General features: G+C 69.2%; 27 protein-coding genes. 18 read left to right on the plus strand and 9 right to left on the minus strand.

Annotated elements, in window-relative coordinates; genetic code table 11:
* Nucleotides 1–28 precede the first annotated feature (28 nt).
* Nucleotides 29–376 carry a helix-turn-helix transcriptional regulator gene (locus tag QY307_05795; GenBank protein WKZ81614.1) on the plus strand — a complete coding sequence of 116 codons (348 nt, stop codon included), beginning with the start codon at nucleotides 29–31 and terminating at the stop codon, nucleotides 374–376.
* Nucleotides 373–843, plus strand: a complete 471-nt coding sequence (locus QY307_05800; GenBank protein ID WKZ81615.1) for a hypothetical protein — start codon at nucleotides 373–375, stop codon at nucleotides 841–843. The genes QY307_05795 and QY307_05800 overlap by 4 nt, the downstream gene beginning before the upstream one ends.
* Before the next feature lie 64 nt (nucleotides 844–907).
* Here QY307_05800 and QY307_05805 read toward each other — a convergent pair whose 3' ends face one another.
* Nucleotides 908–1312, minus strand: coding sequence for a DUF4332 domain-containing protein (locus QY307_05805; GenBank protein ID WKZ81616.1), 405 nt, complete (start codon nucleotides 1310–1312; stop codon nucleotides 908–910).
* 62 nt (nucleotides 1313–1374) lie between these two features.
* Complete coding sequence (locus QY307_05810; GenBank protein WKZ81617.1) at nucleotides 1375–2004, minus strand: nucleotidyltransferase family protein; 630 nt, start codon at nucleotides 2002–2004, stop codon at nucleotides 1375–1377.
* Between the two features lie 111 nt (nucleotides 2005–2115).
* Between QY307_05810 and ald the strand changes: the two genes are divergently transcribed.
* Nucleotides 2116–3231, plus strand: a complete 1116-nt coding sequence (ald, locus tag QY307_05815; GenBank protein ID WKZ83767.1) for an alanine dehydrogenase — start codon at nucleotides 2116–2118, stop codon at nucleotides 3229–3231.
* Here ald and QY307_05820 read toward each other — a convergent pair.
* From QY307_05820 to QY307_05830, 3 genes are read right to left on the minus strand one after another with little or no spacing between them, the layout of a single operon-like run.
* Complete coding sequence (locus QY307_05820) at nucleotides 3228–3662, minus strand: DUF2017 family protein (GenBank protein ID WKZ81618.1); 435 nt, start codon at nucleotides 3660–3662, stop codon at nucleotides 3228–3230. The two genes, ald and QY307_05820, sit on opposite strands and share 4 nt — an antisense overlap.
* Complete coding sequence (clpS, locus tag QY307_05825; GenBank protein ID WKZ81619.1) at nucleotides 3659–3946, minus strand: ATP-dependent Clp protease adapter ClpS; 288 nt, start codon at nucleotides 3944–3946, stop codon at nucleotides 3659–3661. The genes QY307_05820 and clpS overlap by 4 nt, the downstream gene beginning before the upstream one ends.
* Entirely contained in the window at nucleotides 3943–4173 is a 231-nt protein-coding gene (locus tag QY307_05830) for a helix-turn-helix domain-containing protein (protein WKZ81620.1), read from the minus strand. The genes clpS and QY307_05830 overlap by 4 nt, the downstream gene beginning before the upstream one ends.
* 121 nt (nucleotides 4174–4294) lie before the next feature.
* On the opposite strand from QY307_05830, the gene QY307_05835 reads away from it, so the two are divergent.
* Nucleotides 4295–5227, plus strand: a complete 933-nt coding sequence (locus QY307_05835; protein ID WKZ81621.1) for a diguanylate cyclase — start codon at nucleotides 4295–4297, stop codon at nucleotides 5225–5227.
* A 6-nt stretch (nucleotides 5228–5233) separates the two neighbouring features.
* Here QY307_05835 and QY307_05840 read toward each other — a convergent pair whose 3' ends face one another.
* The gene (locus tag QY307_05840) at nucleotides 5234–5371 is read right to left on the minus strand and encodes a hypothetical protein (protein WKZ81622.1); all 138 of its coding nucleotides are present in this window, start codon (nucleotides 5369–5371) and stop codon (nucleotides 5234–5236) included.
* A gap of 253 nt (nucleotides 5372–5624) precedes the next feature.
* On the opposite strand from QY307_05840, the gene QY307_05845 reads away from it, so the two are divergent.
* The 14 genes from QY307_05845 to QY307_05910 all read left to right on the plus strand — a co-directional run bounded on the left by QY307_05845 (nucleotide 5625) and on the right by QY307_05910 (nucleotide 14717).
* Entirely contained in the window at nucleotides 5625–6176 is a 552-nt protein-coding gene (locus tag QY307_05845) for a flavodoxin domain-containing protein (protein ID WKZ81623.1), read from the plus strand.
* The gene (locus QY307_05850) at nucleotides 6173–6586 is read left to right on the plus strand and encodes a hypothetical protein (protein WKZ81624.1); all 414 of its coding nucleotides are present in this window, start codon (nucleotides 6173–6175) and stop codon (nucleotides 6584–6586) included. The genes QY307_05845 and QY307_05850 overlap by 4 nt, the downstream gene beginning before the upstream one ends.
* 125 nt (nucleotides 6587–6711) lie before the next feature.
* Entirely contained in the window at nucleotides 6712–7014 is a 303-nt protein-coding gene (locus QY307_05855; GenBank protein WKZ81625.1) for a hypothetical protein, read from the plus strand.
* The gene (locus tag QY307_05860; protein ID WKZ81626.1) at nucleotides 7002–7574 is read left to right on the plus strand and encodes a hypothetical protein; all 573 of its coding nucleotides are present in this window, start codon (nucleotides 7002–7004) and stop codon (nucleotides 7572–7574) included. Before QY307_05855 ends, QY307_05860 begins: the two co-directional genes overlap by 13 nt.
* Nucleotides 7571–8602: a hypothetical protein gene (locus tag QY307_05865; GenBank protein WKZ81627.1), complete on the plus strand. Its 1032-nt coding sequence runs from the start codon at nucleotides 7571–7573 to the stop codon at nucleotides 8600–8602. Before QY307_05860 ends, QY307_05865 begins: the two co-directional genes overlap by 4 nt.
* A complete protein-coding gene (locus QY307_05870; protein ID WKZ81628.1) occupies nucleotides 8599–9531 on the plus strand; it encodes an ATPase, T2SS/T4P/T4SS family in 933 nt (310 codons plus the stop codon). Before QY307_05865 ends, QY307_05870 begins: the two co-directional genes overlap by 4 nt.
* Nucleotides 9532–9533: 2 nt before the next feature.
* Complete coding sequence (locus QY307_05875; GenBank protein WKZ81629.1) at nucleotides 9534–10304, plus strand: hypothetical protein; 771 nt, start codon at nucleotides 9534–9536, stop codon at nucleotides 10302–10304.
* Entirely contained in the window at nucleotides 10301–11029 is a 729-nt protein-coding gene (locus QY307_05880; protein WKZ81630.1) for a hypothetical protein, read from the plus strand. Before QY307_05875 ends, QY307_05880 begins: the two co-directional genes overlap by 4 nt.
* A 12-nt stretch (nucleotides 11030–11041) precedes the next feature.
* Complete coding sequence (locus QY307_05885) at nucleotides 11042–11209, plus strand: hypothetical protein (protein WKZ81631.1); 168 nt, start codon at nucleotides 11042–11044, stop codon at nucleotides 11207–11209.
* A 35-nt stretch (nucleotides 11210–11244) separates the two neighbouring features.
* Entirely contained in the window at nucleotides 11245–11565 is a 321-nt protein-coding gene (locus QY307_05890) for a hypothetical protein (protein ID WKZ81632.1), read from the plus strand.
* Nucleotides 11549–11914, plus strand: a complete 366-nt coding sequence (locus QY307_05895; GenBank protein WKZ81633.1) for a hypothetical protein — start codon at nucleotides 11549–11551, stop codon at nucleotides 11912–11914. Before QY307_05890 ends, QY307_05895 begins: the two co-directional genes overlap by 17 nt.
* The gene (locus tag QY307_05900; GenBank protein ID WKZ81634.1) at nucleotides 11907–12293 is read left to right on the plus strand and encodes a hypothetical protein; all 387 of its coding nucleotides are present in this window, start codon (nucleotides 11907–11909) and stop codon (nucleotides 12291–12293) included. The genes QY307_05895 and QY307_05900 overlap by 8 nt, the downstream gene beginning before the upstream one ends.
* 164 nt (nucleotides 12294–12457) lie before the next feature.
* A complete protein-coding gene (locus QY307_05905) occupies nucleotides 12458–13609 on the plus strand; it encodes a Fic family protein (protein ID WKZ81635.1) in 1152 nt (383 codons plus the stop codon).
* 316 nt (nucleotides 13610–13925) lie between these two features.
* The gene (locus QY307_05910) at nucleotides 13926–14717 is read left to right on the plus strand and encodes a DUF2927 domain-containing protein (protein ID WKZ81636.1); all 792 of its coding nucleotides are present in this window, start codon (nucleotides 13926–13928) and stop codon (nucleotides 14715–14717) included.
* A 169-nt stretch (nucleotides 14718–14886) separates the two neighbouring features.
* Here the strand turns inward: QY307_05910 and QY307_05915 are convergent, their stop codons facing one another.
* From QY307_05915 to QY307_05925, 3 genes are all read right to left on the minus strand, one after another.
* Nucleotides 14887–16566 (minus strand): CHASE domain-containing protein, encoded by a 1680-nt coding sequence (locus QY307_05915; protein WKZ81637.1) that lies wholly within the window; start codon nucleotides 16564–16566, stop codon nucleotides 14887–14889.
* Nucleotides 16567–16639: 73 nt separating this feature from the next.
* Nucleotides 16640–17524, minus strand: coding sequence for a site-specific DNA-methyltransferase (locus tag QY307_05920; GenBank protein ID WKZ81638.1), 885 nt, complete (start codon nucleotides 17522–17524; stop codon nucleotides 16640–16642).
* 81 nt (nucleotides 17525–17605) lie between these two features.
* Nucleotides 17606–17869 (minus strand): hypothetical protein, encoded by a 264-nt coding sequence (locus QY307_05925; protein WKZ81639.1) that lies wholly within the window; start codon nucleotides 17867–17869, stop codon nucleotides 17606–17608.
* Nucleotides 17870–17883 lie beyond the last annotated feature (14 nt).

Raw genomic sequence — 17883 nt, forward strand, 5'->3', positions numbered from 1 at the left:
AGCACTCCGCTGTTACACTGCTAACACAATGAAGACGAGAGTGAGCGAGGTCGGAGAGTTCATCCGCCAACAGCGCGAGCGAAGCGCCATTTCGATGCGCAAGCTCGCCGAGCGGGCAGGGATCTCCAACCCGTACCTCAGCCAGATCGAGCGGGGCCTTCGCAGGCCGTCGGCAGACATCCTCAAGGCCATCGCCCGAGGGTTGTCGATCTCGGCGGAGAGCCTCTACGAGCGGGCCGGGTTCCTCGACGGGACGCCTCGTCCCGAGGTCGAGGACGCCATTCGCACGGACGCGGCCCTCACCGAACGTCAGAAGCAGGCCCTCACGGAGATCTATCGCAGCTTCGTGGAGGGATTTCGAGAGGAGAGAGAATGAAGGAAAAGGTCACGGAGATCCGCCAGCGCACCGCCAAGGTGGCAGGTGCGGTGGGAACCTCCGCCAAGAAGGCCGCCTACGCGGCCATCGGGGCACCGGCGGTCGCCCGTAAGCGCATCGCCGCCAACTCCGACAAGTGGCGCAAGGGCGTTCGCAGTGAGTTCGACACCTGGGTGGCCGCCGGTGAGCGGCTGACCACCGAGATGCGGGACGGCAAGATGGTCGAGGACCTGAAGGACAAGGTCGATCTCGACCAGCTGCAGGACCGCGTGGAGAAGCTGCGCGATCAGCTCGAGGACGTGCTCGCCGGCTGGCGCGCCAGTTTCATGCCCGAGAAGTCCGCCACCGCGGCGAAGAAGCCGGCGGCGAAGAAGCCGGCAGCCAAGGCTCCTGCCAAGGCCCCGGCGGCGAAGAAGCCGGCAGCCAAGGCTCCTGCCAAGAAGGCGAGCGCTGCCACCAAGTCCTGACCACCCGGATGCGCACACGACCGAGGGGCCCCGTCACAGGGGCCCCTCGACGCGACCGAAGCGCCTAGTACTTGACGACCGCCTCGAGGCCGGACGCCGACTCGATCCAGCCCTCGACCATCTTCGACGTGGGGAGCCGCCTCACCAAGCGCTTCTTGGTGTTGACCTCGACCATCTTTGCCAGGAGGTTGGCGGCGTTGCGAGTCCGCAACTCCTTGACCGTGTCGACACCGGCCGCCTCGAGCAGATCGGAGTACTCCTCGCCGATCCCCTTGACCCGCATGAGGTCGGCTCGATTGACCCACTCCAGGACCTGGGCATCGGTCAACCCGGCGTTGGCGGCAACTTCCTTGCGGCCGCCGCGAGTGGCTCCTCGCTTGAGCAGCGCCTCGGTGGTTCGGATGCCCGCCTTGCGAAGTTTGGTGGCGAACTTGGGTCCGATGCCCTCGATGGCATCAATTGAAGGCATTGCAGTCCTTTCCGTCACGGGGCCGGTGTCAGGCGTCGCCCGGGGGCGTCGCATTCGCGAGCCTAACCTCCCGCCGGAGGCGATGGCCTGCGGCCGCCTCTGCCGGCGGTGAGGTCGGTGACATCGTCCTCGGTGTCGAGATCCCCGGGAGCCCTGTGATCGACGCGGACCTCGTGGACCCAGTCGGTGTGTGCCTTCAGCAACCCGGCGGCGCCGACATCCCCCTCCAGGGCCATCAGGCGATCCCACAGCCGGCGACGGAAGAGCACCGGGTTGCCCCGCTCCCACCGGTACACCGGGACCAACGCCGGGCGATCGCTCTCCTCGGCGGCGGCGAGCAGGGCATGCGGAACATCGGTCGGGATCTCGGGCTGGTCACCGAGCACGACGAACGCCTTCTCCACGTGAGGGTGACGCGTCAGGAAGTCGAGACCGACCCGCAGGGATGAGGCCATGCCCTCCTCCCACTCCTCGTTGAGCAGGACGACGGCGTCACCGAACTCGACGGCGTCGAGGATCTCGTCGGCGTGCGCACCAAGCACCACCACGACCAGATCCACCGGCCAGGACCGCACCGACGCCACCACCTTGGCCAGCAGCGGCCCGTCGCCATAGGGCACGAGCTGCTTGGGGCGCCCCAATCGGCGGCTGGCGCCGGCCGCCAGGATCAGGGCGGCGGTCGTGGGATTCATTCGTCGCACAGTAGCCCCGCGGTGCGCGTCCACCAGGAAGTGCCGATTGCGGTCGCCGCCGGGCTCCCGGCGTGGCAATCTTGGGGGCTGCATGTCACCTTGGAGGTTCAGTTGATCGTCGGTGTCCCCCGCGAGATCAAGACCGAGGAGTACCGCGTCGCCATGACGCCCGTCGGAGCACGCGAGCTGGTCGGTCACGGACATCGCGTCCTTATCGAGTCAGGTGCGGGCACCGGATCGTCGATCACCGACGACGACTTTGTCGCCGTGGGGGCCGAGGTGGTGCCCACCGCGACAGAAGTCTTCGCTGCAGCGGACATGATCGTCAAGGTCAAGGAGCCCCAGCCCTCCGAGATCGCCATGCTCGAGCCGCGCCACGTCCTGTTCACCTACCTCCATCTGGCGGCGTATCCGGCCGAGGCCAGGGGCCTGCTCGACTCCGGGGCCACCGCCATCGCCTACGAGACGGTTCAGCTGCCCAACGGTGCCCTGCCGCTGCTCGCCCCGATGAGCGAGATAGCCGGGCGGATGGCGGTGCAGGCGGGAGCGCACTTCCTGGAGCGACCACGGGGGGGTCGCGGCGTTCTGCTCGGTGGCGTCCCCGGAGTGGCTCCCGGTCGGGTCACCGTCCTCGGCGCCGGCATGGCGGGCCGCAACGCGGCGATGATCGCTGCCGGGATGGGTGCCGAGGTGGTGGTGCTCGACGTCAACCTGATGCCGTTGCGTCACCTCGACGAACTGCGCTGGGGAAGCGTGTTCACCGTGAAGTCTTCGATCCTCGCCATCGAGACATACGTTTCGACCTCGGAGCTGGTCGTGGGTGCAGTTCTGATTCCGGGTGCTCGCGCCCCGATCGTGGTCAGCGAGGAGATGGTGAAGGGGATGAAGCCGGGGAGCGTGCTGGTCGACATCTCGATCGACCAGGGGGGATGCATCGCCACCGCTCGGGAGACCACGCACAGCGATCCGGTTTACGAGCAGCACGGAGTGATCCACTACGCCGTGGGAAACATTCCGGGGGCCGTGCCCAACACCGCCACCTACGCCCTGACCAATGCCACGCTCCCCTATGTGGTGGCGCTGGCCGACGGGGTGGCTCCGGCGATGCGTCGCCACCCGGAGCTCCTGGGGGGTGTCAACGTCGCAGCCGGCCAGGTGACCAATCAGGCAGTCGCCGCCTCACTCGGGATGGAGACGGTCGACGCCTCAGCCGCCCTCGGGCTCTAGCCCAACACCTCCACCAGACGGTCCTGCAGATGGCCGAGGTAGAGGAGCAGAGCCATCTCGGCGTCCTCCGCCGGCTCGGACTCGTCCTCCCAGCCGTCGTCCTCCACGCCGAGCGCATGGGCCAGGAGGAGGCGGGCCTCGCCTATCACCCGCAGCCAAGCCTCGGCCTCGTCGGCGTCGATTCGCTCCCGACCCAGGCCGGAGAGGAACACGGAGCGGTCCTGCTGCCGCGCCTCCTCCAGGGAGGCGCCGACCAGGTCGCGGTACCTGCGGTCGGCCGCTTCATCGTCGGGGTGAGCGACGTATGTGAGCCTGCCCCCGGCGTCGCCGCCACCATCCAGCATCTCGGGGAGCGCGGCCAGGGCCGTGCGCTCCAGGTCACCGAGACGAACCACGATCTCTCGCTCGTCCCTGGCGAACGGGCCCCTCACGTCCGCTCCAACGTCGCCCACAGCCCGTGATGGTGGAGGCGATGGCAGTCGAGCTCGGCCTTCTCAAGGGGGCCGCTCGACACCACCGCCCTTCCCTCGTGGTGGACCTGGAGCATGAGGCGGGTCGCCTCCTCCAGGGAGTGGCCGAACAGCTTGCGGAACACCCAGACCACGTAGGACATCAGGTTCACCGGATCGTTCCACACCACCACCTGCCAGGAGCGGTGGCGAGCGGTCGACTCGTCGACTTCCGGGGTGTCTACGCGTTCGGGGGCGACGGTCATCGTCGCTGATCTGCCGGGCGCTCCGAGAGCCTGGAGGCCAGCCGCTGGGCGTTGAGCCAGTCCTCGAAGTCGAGGCGGGCGACCCGCCACTCACGGCCCATCTTCACCGCCGGCAGCTCGCCGCTGCGCAGCACCCTGGTCACCACGAAGGTGGATACGTCCATGTACTCGCAGATGTCGGCCACGGACAGCCACTCCTTGCCGACGTCGACCACGATTCGTTCCACACGCGCAGGGTACCGCCGCCTGGATGAGCGTGGAAGTGGGCCGGCTTCGGGGTGGAACATCGAAAAGAATTCGCGAGAATCCGCTAAACCGGCGCGCACTAGTGCCGATTGACTAGTCACGATGGACCCGCGCGAGACGACACTGGTGCGCTTCCCACTGATACGGCGGTTCCCCAACGGTGCGCCGCTGGCAGTCGGTGTCGTCCTCGCCACCGGGATCGCCGGCCTCGACTGGTGGTCCGGACCCGCCTACTCGCTGTCCCTCCTCTACGTGCTGGCGGTGATGGCCGTCTCCTGGATCGGAACCCGTCGCCACGGCATCGTCGTCGCCGCCCTCGCCGCCGGCGAGCAGATGATCGCGGGCTCCGGCGTCACCGTCCTGGCGCGCCTGTGGAACTCCGTGATGCTCGGCGGCGTGCTGATGATCGTCGCCGTCATGCTGTGTTCGCTGCGCCGTTCCCTCGTGGACCAGCGCCGCCACGCCACGATCGACAACCTCACCGGAGCCATGAACCGCAGGTCGTTCGCCATCATCGCCGAGCGCGAGCGGCTGCGGGCCGGTCGCGACGGCAGCCCCCTCACCATGGCCTACTTCGACATCGACGCCTTCAAGACGGTGAACGACGCCCACGGCCATGCCCTGGGGGACCGGATCCTGGAGGCGTTCGCCGAGGCCGTGGAGTCCACGATTCGCGGCACCGACCTCTTCGCCCGCCTCGGCGGTGACGAGTTCGTCCTGCTCCTCCCCGACACCGACGCCCACCGCGCCATGGTGGCCGTGGACCGGGTCCGGCAGCGACTCGCCGCCACCTGCGTGGTCGACGGCAGCCCCCTCACCACCTCGGTAGGGGTCGCCACCTTCCGGTTCCCGCCCCACTCCGTCGATGCCATGATCGCCGGCGCCGACGAACTCATGTATCAGGCGAAGCAGCGCGGTGGCGATACCGTGGTCGGCATGGTGTTCATTGGACCGTGGGCGCGCTGGTCGGACACGATGGCCGCAGGTGAACCCCATCTGGTCCCGGCACAGCGACTGCCGGTCGACGTCCGCTGAGTCAGCTCAGGTCCGGCTGGGCTCCGGGACAGCCGGCTCCGCTTCGCGCTCGAGGCCCGGCGGCTCCTCGAACTCCGGCCGCTTTTCGTCGGGGAACTCCATCGGCTCGACGATGATCACCCGCTTCTGCTCACCTATGTCCATGTCTGTCTCTCCTTCTCAATGAGGAAGTCACCTATCCCGGGTTGGCGCCATCGGCGGAACATACGCCCCCGAACGCACGTTTGGCAAGGTCGATCCGAATCGTTTTCGCACCCCAGACCGGCCCGGGTGGCCGGGTGCGAACGTCGCCCGCCCGGACCCGGCACTGCGGCCACGACGCCCTCGACCGACAGTGCCTGGAGCCGTCCACCGGGTAGAAGGGCCCGCGCCGAGAGTGCTTCCGACCCTGGCCGCCATGTTGCCGGCCCGATACCTTCACCGCGAGAAGGAGATCACGATGCGAGTTCTCGTCACCGCAGCCAGCAAACACGACGCCACCGGCGAGATCGCCGAGGCCATCGGCCAGACGCTCTCCGACCACGGCGTGGAGGCGGTGGTGACCCCGCCCGGCGAAGCTCCCGGCCCCGAGGGTTTCGACGCCGTGGTCCTGGGCAGCGCCGTGTACGCCGGGCACTGGCTGAAGCCCGCCCTGGCCTACGCCGAGGAGCACCAGGATGCCCTTGCCGGGCTGCCCGTGTGGATGTTCTCGTCGGGCCCGGTGGGTGACCCACCGCGTCCCATTGAGGAGCCGGCCGACGCCGTTCGGGTGGCCGGCGAGATCGGCGCCCGGGAGCACCGCCTCTTCTCCGGTCGCCTCGACCCGACGATCCTCGGGCGGGGCGAGCGCCTGATCGTCAAGGCGATGCGGGCCCCTCAAGGTGACTTCCGGGAGTGGGCGGCGATCACCGGGTGGGGCACCGGAATCGCCGCCGAGTTGGGCGCCTCTAGGGCGAGAAAAGAGACGTGATCGCACCCGAGTTGGTCACCGCCCGCTCCGGCCCGGCCTGGCGAAGCCGCCTGGTGACGGGCCTCGGTCTGCTCACCATCCTCCATGGCGCCATCCACATGATGGCTCCCGCCGACATCTGGGACCTGGCCGAGTTCGAACAGGAGGTATCCCCATCGGTCGAGTTCGGTGGGGCAGCGCTCGACGCCCTCGCCGTGGGATGGACCATCACCGCCCTGATCCTCGCCTTCGCCGGGGTCATGCTGCTGTTGCGGCGTCCCTCCTGGTCGATCCCCGCGCTCACCGGGGTCGCCGTCTCGCAGGCCCTGATCGTCCTCTGGTGGGGATCGGCCTGGGTGGGGACCATCCCCAACGCACTCATCCTGCTCGGTGTGGTGCTCGACCGGCGTCTACGGCTCACCGCGCGATGACGCCCGCTCGCGAAAACATTCCCGCGGCGACCCCCTTGAGTGGCCGCCTCACGGCTGATACGTAGACGCTGCCGCCACCCGCCGACCGGCGGGGCACTCCCCTGGCTGCCGAAGAAAGGGGACGCGTGGACGTCAGCGGCCATCCCGACCTGGTCCACATCGGCCGCCTGCTGCGCGACCGAATGGACCGCACCCTCGAGGCGGAGATGGAGGCGGCCCGGGCCGCAGCCCGACGCAACCGGACCCTGCGCGAGATACTGCTCGCCGCCGAAGACGCCACCGAACGGGTCTGCCTCACCTCCAGCGACGGCGCCGCCCACCACGGCACGATCACCGCCGTCGGCTCCGACCATGTCGAGCTCACCTCCGGACCGGGCTCCCGGATACTCTCCCTGGCCCACCTGGTGGCGGTCGAGTGGCAACGATGAAGGCGGTTCGCCTCGACCTGCGCCTGATGGCGGCCTCCGCCCTAGCCCTCATGGCAGGCCTCGCAGTCCATCTCGCTACACGACCAGAACCAACGACCGAGGTCCTGGTGGCGGCGACGGTGCTGCCACCGGGGGTTCCCCTTGCCGAACTCGAAGTCGACACGAGGTCGCTCCCGCCACTCCCCGGGCTGGTCGAAGCCTCTCGCCTCGATTCCGTGTCACAGCACTCGCTGCTTGCCGCCCTCGCCCCCGGCGAGCCCCTCCTCGAATCCCTGCTCCTTCCGCCGGGCGATCGTCCTGACTCCGTGGCCCTCACCCTCGATCCGTCCCAAGCGGTTCAGGGTGACCTGCTTCCCGGGGATCGCGTGGACATCTACGCCTCGGGCGACGAGGGCACCGCGCAGATCGCCTGGGATGTGCTCGTGCTCTCGGTCGGCGCATCCAGCGGGATGGCCGGGGAACAGGTGGCCCTGGTGCTCGCTGCCGACCCCGACCTCGCCGCGGCGATCATCGCTGCCGCCGCCGGGTCGCGCATCGACCTGGTGAGGAGGGCGCGATGACGCTTCGCGTGGCCACGGTGCTGTCGGCCCGGGAGTGGGAGGCTCGACTCGTGGGAGCGGCTCGCAGCACCGCGGCCGTTCGCCTCGTGGTGCGGGCCTTCCGGCCCGACGAGATCCTGGAACGCGGCTCCGAGATCGATGTCGTCGTGGTCGGCTCCGAGGTCCCCTGGGCGACGACGGCGCGAATCGCCGCCTGGTCGCGCAGCGGGCTGCGGGTGGTGGGAGTTCACCCGGCTGGCGACCGGCCCGCCTGCGAGCGCCTGAAGGCAGGGGGTGCCGATCTGGTGATCCCCGATGACCTCCCGGCCGAGGCCATGCTGCGCGAGATCCGCCTCCTGGAGCCGGCGTCGAGCCGAGCCGCCGTCGAGTTCCCCCTGGTCGCGGTCACCGGTCCGCGGGGGGCTCCCGGCCGCACCGAGGTTGCCCTGGCTCTGGCCTGGCTGATGGCGGGCCACGGGATCGTGGTCCTCGCCGACGGCGACCTGGAGGCGCCCGGCGTCGCCATCCGAATGGGTGTGCCACCGCGTCCCGATCTCACCGATGCCGTGGACGAGGTTCACGGATCGGGATCGATCTCGTCTGACGCCCTCCACGCCGTGGGCCGCCTCCGGGTGCTGCCCGGGTCGCATCGACCGGGTGAGCCACCTCTGCGCATCGAGCCGGTCCAGGACGTCCTCGATGCCATCCGCTCCGACTCGGGCGTCGTCGTCGACTGCGGGCCGTGGCCCCTGCGATCGGAGTTGGTCAAGGCCGCCACCACCGCCGTCGTGGTCGTCGACTCGTCACCGCGCGGGATAGTGCGCGCCGCCGGGATGCTCGCCGAGTGGGCGGGACCGCCGCCCTGCCTGGTGCTCAACCGGCTGCCGAGGTCGGGCCGTGAAGACGCCGTGCTTGCCACCCGCCGTTGGACGGGGCTCGATCCCGTGGCGCTCATCCCCGACACGCCCCGGGTGGCTGCGGCGGCCCGGGCGGGAGCACCACCGGCCCGCCCGCTCCTGAAGCACCTCCACGCGGTGGCCGGCCGATGACCGGGTTCCTCGCCGACGTGCTCGCCGATCCTCTGGTCGAAGAGGTCATCGTTCACGGCGGAGAGCGCACCTTCGTGGTGCGCCAGGGCGAGAAGCGACTTCTGCCCATCGTCTCCGACCCCGACTCGGTGCGAGACCTGGTCGAGCGTCTCCTGAGCGGCACCGGAAGGCGGCTCGACCTGGCCAGCCCGATCGTCTCCGCACAGCTCCCCGATGGCAGCCGCCTCCATGTGACCGGACCGCCCGTGACCCGACCCGGAAACCTCAACGTCCAGATCCGGCGGTTCGTGGTCGCAGCCTCGGGCATGGAGGAGCTGGCGCGCCGCGGCAGCGTCCCATCCGAGATCGCCGAACTGCTCGCGACGGCCATCGCCGACGACCGGACGGTGCTGGTGGCGGGAGCGCCGGGGGCCGGCAAGACGACCCTCGCCGGGTGTCTGCTGGCAGCGGTGCCTCCCGACCGTCGCGTCGTCACCTGTGAGGAGGTCTTCGAGATCTCGGTCGAGCTCCCCGACATGACCCGCATGCAGACCCGCGACGAGGGCCTCGACGGAGGAGCCGCCATCACGCTGCGCGATCTGGTGCGGGCGTCGCTGAGGCAGCGCCCCGACCGCATCGTGGTCGGAGAGGTGAGGGGTCCCGAGGCTCTCGACCTCCTACTCGCCCTCAATGCCGGGTGCTCCGGGCTGGCCACGCTCCATGCCAACTCGGCGATCGACGCCCTCGACAAGCTGGTCGGCTACTGCGTGCTCGCCGGCTCCAACGTGTCCATCGACTACGTCCGCTCGGCCCTGGCGGCGGTCACCGACCTGGTGGTGTTCCTGCGACGCAGTCCCGAAGGCAGGCGGGTCGAGGAGGTCGCCCAGGTCACGGGATGGGATGGAGCGTGCTGGACCCACGAGATGCTCTACCGGGCGGCCGGAGGATGAGGATGGTGGCAACCGCAGCGGCGACGGGAGCGGTCCTGGTGGCGCTCGGCTCACCGTGGTCGGCGGAAGTGAGGTTTCCCCGGCCGGGCACCCTGGGTGTCGGGCTCGTCGCCGGCGTCACTGCCTTCTTGGTCGCAACGGCCCTGGGCCTTCCGCTGGGCGCCACCCTGATCGCCGGCCTGACGGCGGCGCCGGCTCCTTCGTGGTCGATGCGCCAGGCGGCGGGTCGCAGGGCACGCACCGCCGCCGAGCGCTGGCCCGACTTCCTGACCGCAGTTCGCAGTCGCCTTGCCACCGGAGCCTCGATGCCGGAGGCGTGCGCCGCCGCCGCCCGGCACCTCGGCGGCGCCTTCGCCTGCCTCGACCGGGGACCGGGACAGCCGTTCTCGACGACCATCGCCCAGGCCCGCCAGACCTGGTCGGACTCGCTTGCCGACCGTGTGCTCATGTCCCTGGAGGCTGCCGAGACGGCAGGCGGACCCACAGTCGGTGCGGTCCTGGGATCGCTAGCCGCTTCGGTCGCCGACGACCTTCGGCTTCGCCGCGCTCATCACGCCGCACTCACCGAGCAGCGGCTCACGGCAGCCGTTGCCCTGCTGGCGCCATGGGCGATCCTGGTCCTCTCCATCCTCACCAATCCCACCGCCGCCGAGGCGTTCGCCACGCCGACCGGCAACGCCATCGTCGGCGGAGGAGCCATCGCCACCCTGGTCGGCTTCGCCATGGCACGCCGGGCGGCGCGTCTGTCTCGACCCCCGCGGGTGTTCTCGTGACCGCCCTATTGGCAGCGGCGGCGGTCGGCCTGGCGACCATGGCGATCAGGCCGGCGCGGGTCCATCCCGGCAGGTATCTGCAGGCCACCGACTCGCCCGGGAAGACGGTGAGCCGTCGGTCGTATCGGCCCCCGCCTGCGATGCTGTGGGGAGGTGGTGCCGGTGCCGCCCTGGCCACCAGCACGGTGCCCGACCGCATCCTCCCTCTCGTCGCTGTCGGTGGTCTCGCCGGGCTCCTGGTGCGCCGGGCCATCAGCAGCACCCGGGCCGATCGGCGGGGACGCAGGCTCGCCCAGGAGGTTCCCGCCGTGGCCGACGCCCTCGCCCTGCGCACCCTCGCGGGCGACTCCGTGGCGGGGGCCATCCACGGTGTGATCCGGCGCTGCAGAGGCGTTGCCGCCGAGGAGCTGAGCGCCGTGCTCGCCCTGGAGGGTGGACTCGAGGATGCACTGCGCCAGGCGGCCCGGGACAGTGCCCATCCCTCGGGAGCCCGACTGTGGGACCTGCTCGCCCATGCCCATCGCACCGGGGGCAGGCTCGCCGAAGCCTTGTTCTCCCTGGCGACCGACCTGAGGGCGACGCTGGCCGCCGATCTCACCGCCGAGGGGGGACGGCGCGCCCTCGCCTCCTACGGGCCGATCCTGGCGTTCATGGTGCCGGTGACGATCGTCTTTCTCATGTACCCGACCCTCGCAGGGCTCAACGCCCTGTCCGCCCGACCATGAAAGGAGCCCGTGATGAGTTCGACGTTGCATCGAGACGACAGTGGGGTGACCACCGTGGAGTGGCTGGGGATGGCGGCGATCGCCGTGCTGGTGATCGCCATCCTGCTCCCCCAGGTTCGCTCGGCGGCCAGCAGATTGTGGTCGTCGATCGTCAGCCAGCTCACCGGCTTCCTCGCCTAGAACGGGGAAGCGCCATCCTCGAGGAGACAGTGGGCATGGCGATCACGTTCCTGCTGCTCACCGTGCTGGTCCAGGCCTCGACGGCCCTGGCGGCACGATCGGTGGCCGATGCCGCCGTGGCGGCCTCGGTCCGCCGCCTCTCCCTGCCGGGTGCCGACCTGGCCGGGGAGGAGCGTCGGCTGGCCCAAACCCTGGAGTCGGTGGTGCCCGGGGCGGCCGGGGTCGGCGTGCGCCTGTTCGCCGGGCCGACTTCGACCTGGGGCATCGCCACCATCGAGTGGAGGCCACCGGGACCGCTGCTGGTGCCGATCACGCTCCACTCCCGAGCCGAGGTACCGCGTGCCATCCCCCCGTGATCGCGGCTCGGTGCTGATCGCCGACCTGGTCCTGGCGTCCGCAGTGGTGGTGCTGGTGGCGGCGGCGACGGCTGCCGCCGGCCGGGTCTCCGTCTACCAACAGGAACAGCGTGAGGCGGCCCGGGTGGCCGCCGTGACCGCCGCCCGCACCGGAGACGTACCGGCGGCGGTCGCCGCGGCCGGACGGCTGGCCCCGGGCCGAAGCGTGGCACTGAGCGCCGGCGGAGGCAGGGTGGTTGCCCGCCTCACCGGGAGCGTTCGGCTCGCCCACCCCGAGGGCGCCGCAAGCCTCACCATCACCGAGACTGTCGTCGTACCCATCGCCCCGTACCGATCCAACCGTGGCTGAACGCGGCGCAGTCCACCTGACGCTGCTCGCCCTGCTGCTGGGCGGGATGCTGATGCTGGGGCTCGCCGTCGACCTGGCCAGGTTCGCCGCGACCTGGCGGGAGGCTTCCCACCTGGCCGCCACCTCGGCCGAGGCAGGCGCCGGCTGGATCGACGAGACGGCTGCCCGCCGGGGGGAGTTGGAGGTCGATGCCACCCGATCCCGTGTCGCGGCCACACAGGTGGCGTCGGGCTCCGGGAGGTCGGTGCTGATCTCGGTCACGCCGGCACGGGTCTGCGTGCGGGTCTCGATCCCGGTGCACCCCACCCTGCTGGCGATGGTGGGCGCCGCCCCTCGCCAGGCATCGGCTGTGGCGTGCGCCGAGCCGCGCCGGGGGTGAGGTCAGACACCATCGGGTGCCACCTGCCGAGCACACACCTCCGTCGCTCGCTCGGAGATCCCACATTCCGGGGAAGCTTCCCTCGAGTGATGGAAAGGCGGTTTCCATGCATCGCCGTAACTGATAGTATCACGTACGACGCTAGTTGGTGACAGATTCCAATCATGTTGTTCGAGACACCTGAACTCCAAGGCCCCGAACTGCAAGTCCTCGACCAGTTGCGCAAGCTCCGGGAGGACTTGCGAATCTACCTGCATGAACCGCGACGCTGGCACGGTCCACTTCGGCGCCAGGCGTTGGCGCGCGCCATCCAAGGTTCGAACACCATCGAGGGCTACAGCGCCGAACTCGACGACGCTGCTGCCATCGCCCTCGGCGAAGACCCGCTCGACGCCGACGAGGAGACACGCCTCGCCTTGAGGGGGTATCGCGAGGCGATGACATTCGTTCTGCAGATGGCCGACGATCCGGACTTCAGGTTTGGCGAGCAACTCATTCGCAGCCTCCACTTCATGATGTTGAGCTACGACCTCTCCAAGCGACCGGGACGCTGGAGGCCAGGGGCCGTCTACGTTCACCACGACCAGACGGGGGAGATCGTCTACGAGGGAGCGCCAGCCGAGGAGGTGGTCGATCTCATGGCAGAGCTCCTCGACGACCTCAATGGGACCAACGACACGCCGGCAATGGTGCGAGCAGCGATGGCCCACCTCAATCTGGTTCTCGTGCACCCATTCTCAGACGGGAATGGCCGCATGGCTCGATGCCTGCAGAGCCTGGTACTGGCGAGAGAGGGAATCCTCTCACCGGTCTTTCTGAACATCGAGGAGTACCTTGGCCGCAACACCCAGGCCTACTACGACGTGCTCGCTGATGTCGGCGGTGGATCGTGGCAGCCCACCCGGGACGCTCGCCCGTGGCTTCGATTCGCGCTGACCGCGCACCTGCGCCAAGCACGCACCTGGTTCCAGCGCGTGAAGGAGACCGAACGGCTGTGGGGCGAACTCGAAGCTCTCGTTGCTCACCACGGTCTTCGGGAACGTTCGACCGTCGCGCTCTATGACGCAGCGATGCGATTCCGAGTTCGTAACGCGACTTACCGGGCGGCATTCGATGAGGCCGATGATGAACTCAGTGACCAAGCGGCGGGCCGAGACCTAAGGGCACTTGTCGACGCGGGACTCCTGGTGAAGAGAGGAGCGAAGCGAGGCACGTACTACGTCGCGTCCCCGAGGCTCGCAGCTGTGCGGAAGGCCATCGTCGAGAAACGAGGTCCGCGTGACGATACGGACCCCTTCGCCGGAACCGGATCGTGACCGCAGGAGAGCCTTCTGGGGCAACACCACATCTCCCGCCTCACGACAACCTCGATGACGCCGTGCGTCCCCGGGGTGGCGATGCCTCGCCGGGCGCCGGTTCCGCCTGCTCGGCACCAGCCAGGGTGACCACGACAGTGTGACCACGGGCCGCGCCGCCGGCCCACTCGTACCCCACTCCAGCGAAGTGGGGCAGCGCTGTCTCCGCTCGAAGGCGCCGGCCAGGGGGAACAGACAGCCGGCAATCGCGGAGCCGGGATCCTCCTCGTGCGCCAATCCCCAAGCGTGACGCTCCGGACGACGAGAATGCCCGGTCATGAGGCGACGCGGCGTGTTTCTCATGACGATCCTGGTGTTGGCGGGAATCCTCGTCCTGCTGCTCCTCCAACGCGGCGACGCTCCGCTGGCGGTGGCCACGACCACGACGACCGCCACCGCCACGATGCCCCGCGCGGTCGCCACGACCACGACGACCGCCACCGTCACGACGCTGCGCTCGGTGGCCACGACCACCACGCTGCTCGGCACCTCGGACCCGGCGGCACTGGCCTACTTCGCCGAGATCGCCGGTGACTCCGAGTACGGTGGGTCGGGATCCAGCATCCACAAGTGGCGTACCGACATCCGAATCGCAGTCCACGGCGGTCCTACCGGGGCTGATCTTGCCGCCCTCGACGCGGTGATCACCGACATCGACGCCATCGTGGACACGATCGACTTCGAGATCGTTCAGTCCGGCGGGAACGTCGACCTTCACTTCACCCCGACCTCCGAGTTCTCGACGATCCTCCCCCAGTACGTCTCGGGCAACCTCGGCTTCTTCTGGGTCTGGTGGGACGACGCAGGCTGGATCACCGACGCCGTGGTGCTGGTCTCCACGACCGATGTCGACGAGACCGAGCGGGCCCACCTCCTGCGCGAGGAGCTCACCCAGATGCTCGGGCTCATGAACGACTCCTACTCCTACCCCGACTCGACGTTCTATCAGGGCTGGACCTACGTCACGGAGTACACGCCCCTCGACGAGGTGATCATCGGGATGCTCTACGACCCCAGGGTCTCGGCGGGGATGACCGTCGCCGACGTGATCGACCTGTTCGGATCCTGATCGAAGTCGGTCGCCTCATCCAGGCGGCGACCGGCCTCCGCACTCCGCCGCCACTGGATGGGCCTGCCTCGATCTCCGGGTCACGCCCTCCCCGGAAACCGAACAGCGTTGGGCCCTGGAGAGACGACCTTCCCGACGTCGATCAAGCCCGTGGGCACCCGGGGTGCAGTCATGTCTCGAAGAGTTGTTTCACCTCGCTGGCCACCGCCTCGGCCCGATCGGCGGCGCGCAGGGTGAGCAGGAAGGTCGATCCGCCGCCGTGGGTGAGGTCGCCGCCCATGAGCCTTGCCAGGTGCCGCGAGAGCCAGAGACCGACGCCGGTCCCGGTGGGGAGATCGCCCAGGTCGGCGGAGTCGTCGAGGAACAGCATCTCGACCGAGCTGTCGGGAACGCCGGAGCCGGCGTCGGCGATCGCCACCAGGACCTCGTGCTCCACCTGCTCGATGTGGACCGTGACCGGCGGCTCTCCGTGCGTCAGGGCGTTGGCCAGCAGGTTTCGCAGGATCTGACCCAGGCGGGCCCGGTCGGCGGCGACGGCGCCGTCCCCGGAGATCGAGAAGGGGGCATCACGCACCAGGGTAAGGGTCTTGATCACGGTGCTCGCCTCGGCGGCTACCGAAGGCACGACTCCGATGGTGATTGGCACGTCGCCACCCTCGGTGAGCCGGGTGGCGACCAGCAGGTCCTGGACGATGCCCTCCATGGCGCCGGCCTCCTCGAGGACGATGCCTGCCATCTCTGCCAGCTCTGCGTTCGACATCTCCCCTACCCCCGATCGCAGGATGTCGGCGAACCCGACCACCGAGGTGAGCGGGGTGCGCAACTGATGGCTCACGGCGGCGAGGAAGCCGTCCTTCGCCCTGGAGGCGCGTCGCAGGGCTGCGGAGGCCTTGCGCTCCCGCCACCGGGCGACCGAGAGCAGGACCAGAGCGGTGAGCATGAAGGCGAGCAGTGTCGCCGCCAGCGCCACCCCGACGACCGTGGTGGTCGACACCGTGCTCGTGGTGGCGACCACCTCCAGCCGCCAGACCTTGTCCGCAACCGCCAGGGTGCCGATCCAGGTGTCCGACAGGGGGCCGACGATAGGCTCGCCTGGGGAGACGACCAGAACCCGAACCTCGTCGCTCAGGGACCGGGGCACTGCCGCCGCCAGGACGTCGGAGAGGTCGATGGCCACGAAGATCAGCCCATCGAGCTCGCCATCGTGGGTCATCGCAGGCAGCCACACCGCCAGGCCGTCCTCATCGGTCTCCCCAGGAAACGCCACCAGCCCCCTTGCGGTTGGCAGGCTCCGTGTCAGCGCCCGCTCCACGACCTCGACCGATTCGGGTCTGGAGCCGACGTCGAACCCCCACCTGATGCCCGAACCGAACGGCACCACATAGTCGACTGCGTAGTGGAGCGGGCGCGGCGGGGACGGCACCTCCTCGCCGTCGACGAGGTCGAACAAGAAGGCCCCGGGCACCTCTGCACCGAGCCGATCCTCGAACTCCGCACGGTCCCGCTCGGTCACCACGCGCAGCAATCCGACGCTGACCAGGCCAGGGATCTGCGGCTGGCCGACGAACACCCGGAACTCGTCACGGCTGACCGACTCGCTGGAGCGGAACAGCGCCTGCAACGCTTCACCCTCGGCCACCGCATCCAGGATCAACCCGTTGGCGGCCGCTCCGATTGCGGATCCGCGAGCATCGCGTACTTCCCCGGCCTCCGCCCGCTCGTTCTCCAGGTAGGTCCAGGCGAGAACCACCGAGATTGCGGCGAAGAGGAACAGGAGCAGCAACGCCAGCCGGACGCTGAGGAGGCTGCGACCGTTCCGGGTGTCGCGTTGGGCCATGGGATATCTCATCGGCACGAACCATTACCTGGTTGACCGCTAAGCGTAGGCCTGGCGAGCCACAGCGCACCGCCACGGGCCGACTTCAGCCCTCGGCGACTTCCTCCGAAGGCTTCAACTCGACGGCTCCTAGCCTGGCCCTCGCCATCTCGATGTAGGCCTCGGATACGTCGTACCCGACGAAGTGCCGGCCGCTCTCCGCAGCCGCCACCGCCGTCGTCCCCGACCCGACGAACGGGTCCAGGACCAGATCACCCTCGAACGTGTACAACTCGATGAGGCGGCGGGGCAGCTCCACCGGAAACGGCGCCGGGTGGCCGATACGCCGAGCCGAGGCCGGGGCGATGTTCCACACCGAGGTGGTCGCCTCCAGGAACTCGTCGCGACCGATGGTGTCGGTCCCGGTTCGGGTGCGACGATACGGACCCTTGCCGGCCACGAGCACGTACTCGTGGACGTCGCGCAGAGTGGGGTTGCGGGCAGACCTCCAGGATCCCCAGGCACAGGAACCGCCGGCGCCAGCCGCTTTCACCCAGATGATCTCGCCCCGCAGCGAGAACCCGATGTCGGCCAGCAGCCCGGCGACGTGGTGGTTCAGCGGCAGATACGGCTTTCGGCCCAGGTTGGCCACGTTCACCGCTGCCCTGCCCCCGGGCTCGAGCACCCGGAAGGTCTCCTTGAGCACCCGATGGAGCAGATCCAGATAGTCGGAGAGGGAGAGGTCCTCGTCGTACTCCTTGCCGACGTTGTACGGAGGCGACGTGACCATGAGGGCCACGCAGTCGTCGGGGATCTCGACCATGTGCTCCGACGACCTGCAGAACAGCCGGTCGAGGAGTCCGGGCGGCGGCTCGACCGCCTCACCGGATACCGGGTCCGGGGCGTGCTCCAGAAGACGCCTCCGATAGAAGGCGGCGGCATCATGGCTCTCGCGCTTACCCGCGCCGAAAGTGGTGGTTTCGGTTGCCACCCCGGCATCTCCTCCCGCAAGGAGCCGCCACCGTAGCCAAGTTGTCCACAGACCCTGTGGAAATCCGGCGGGTGGTTCGACTCAGGCGGTGCGAGCGAGCGACGGGCTTCCCGCCACGGGGCTCTCCACGCGTGCATCCTGCAACAGGTGGATCACCTGCTGCCAGTCGAAGGCGATGGCGCACGCCCCACAGAAGTTGTGATCGCCGCGGCGAACCTTGCCGGGTTCGCTGCATCGGGAGCAGGTCATGAGCGAGTCTTCGGCAACCAGGCCACCCGGCTTGAGCGACTCCTGAGCGCGACCAGATCGCCGCCAGGAGCGCGAAAACGACCTAAAGAGGGGCATCCGTGGAGACGATG

The sequence above is a fragment of the Acidimicrobiia bacterium genome, assembly GCA_030584185.1.
Taxonomy (GTDB): Bacteria; Actinomycetota; Acidimicrobiia; order Spongiisociales; family UBA11373.

Excerpts from the sequence above, each read along its gene's own strand:
- QY307_05865 (WKZ81627.1), top strand. The coding sequence starts at position 7,571 with ATGACGCTTCGCGTGGCCACGGTGCTGTCGGCCCGGGAGTGGGAGGCT.
- QY307_05925 (WKZ81639.1), bottom strand. The coding sequence starts at position 17,869 with ATGCCCCTCTTTAGGTCGTTTTCGCGCTCCTGGCGGCGATCTGGTCGC.
- QY307_05910 (WKZ81636.1), top strand. The coding sequence starts at position 13,926 with ATGAGGCGACGCGGCGTGTTTCTCATGACGATCCTGGTGTTGGCGGGA.
- QY307_05875 (WKZ81629.1), top strand. The coding sequence starts at position 9,534 with ATGGTGGCAACCGCAGCGGCGACGGGAGCGGTCCTGGTGGCGCTCGGC.
- QY307_05890 (WKZ81632.1), top strand. The coding sequence starts at position 11,245 with ATGGCGATCACGTTCCTGCTGCTCACCGTGCTGGTCCAGGCCTCGACG.
- QY307_05810 (WKZ81617.1), bottom strand. The coding sequence starts at position 2,004 with ATGAATCCCACGACCGCCGCCCTGATCCTGGCGGCCGGCGCCAGCCGC.
- QY307_05795 (WKZ81614.1), top strand. The coding sequence starts at position 29 with ATGAAGACGAGAGTGAGCGAGGTCGGAGAGTTCATCCGCCAACAGCGC.
- clpS (WKZ81619.1), bottom strand. The coding sequence starts at position 3,946 with ATGACCGTCGCCCCCGAACGCGTAGACACCCCGGAAGTCGACGAGTCG.
- QY307_05800 (WKZ81615.1), top strand. The coding sequence starts at position 373 with ATGAAGGAAAAGGTCACGGAGATCCGCCAGCGCACCGCCAAGGTGGCA.
- QY307_05840 (WKZ81622.1), bottom strand. The coding sequence starts at position 5,371 with ATGGACATAGGTGAGCAGAAGCGGGTGATCATCGTCGAGCCGATGGAG.
- QY307_05905 (WKZ81635.1), top strand. The coding sequence starts at position 12,458 with ATGTTGTTCGAGACACCTGAACTCCAAGGCCCCGAACTGCAAGTCCTC.
- QY307_05915 (WKZ81637.1), bottom strand. The coding sequence starts at position 16,566 with ATGAGATATCCCATGGCCCAACGCGACACCCGGAACGGTCGCAGCCTC.
- QY307_05845 (WKZ81623.1), top strand. The coding sequence starts at position 5,625 with ATGTTGCCGGCCCGATACCTTCACCGCGAGAAGGAGATCACGATGCGA.
- QY307_05885 (WKZ81631.1), top strand. The coding sequence starts at position 11,042 with ATGAGTTCGACGTTGCATCGAGACGACAGTGGGGTGACCACCGTGGAG.
- QY307_05835 (WKZ81621.1), top strand. The coding sequence starts at position 4,295 with ATGGACCCGCGCGAGACGACACTGGTGCGCTTCCCACTGATACGGCGG.
- QY307_05870 (WKZ81628.1), top strand. The coding sequence starts at position 8,599 with ATGACCGGGTTCCTCGCCGACGTGCTCGCCGATCCTCTGGTCGAAGAG.
- QY307_05805 (WKZ81616.1), bottom strand. The coding sequence starts at position 1,312 with ATGCCTTCAATTGATGCCATCGAGGGCATCGGACCCAAGTTCGCCACC.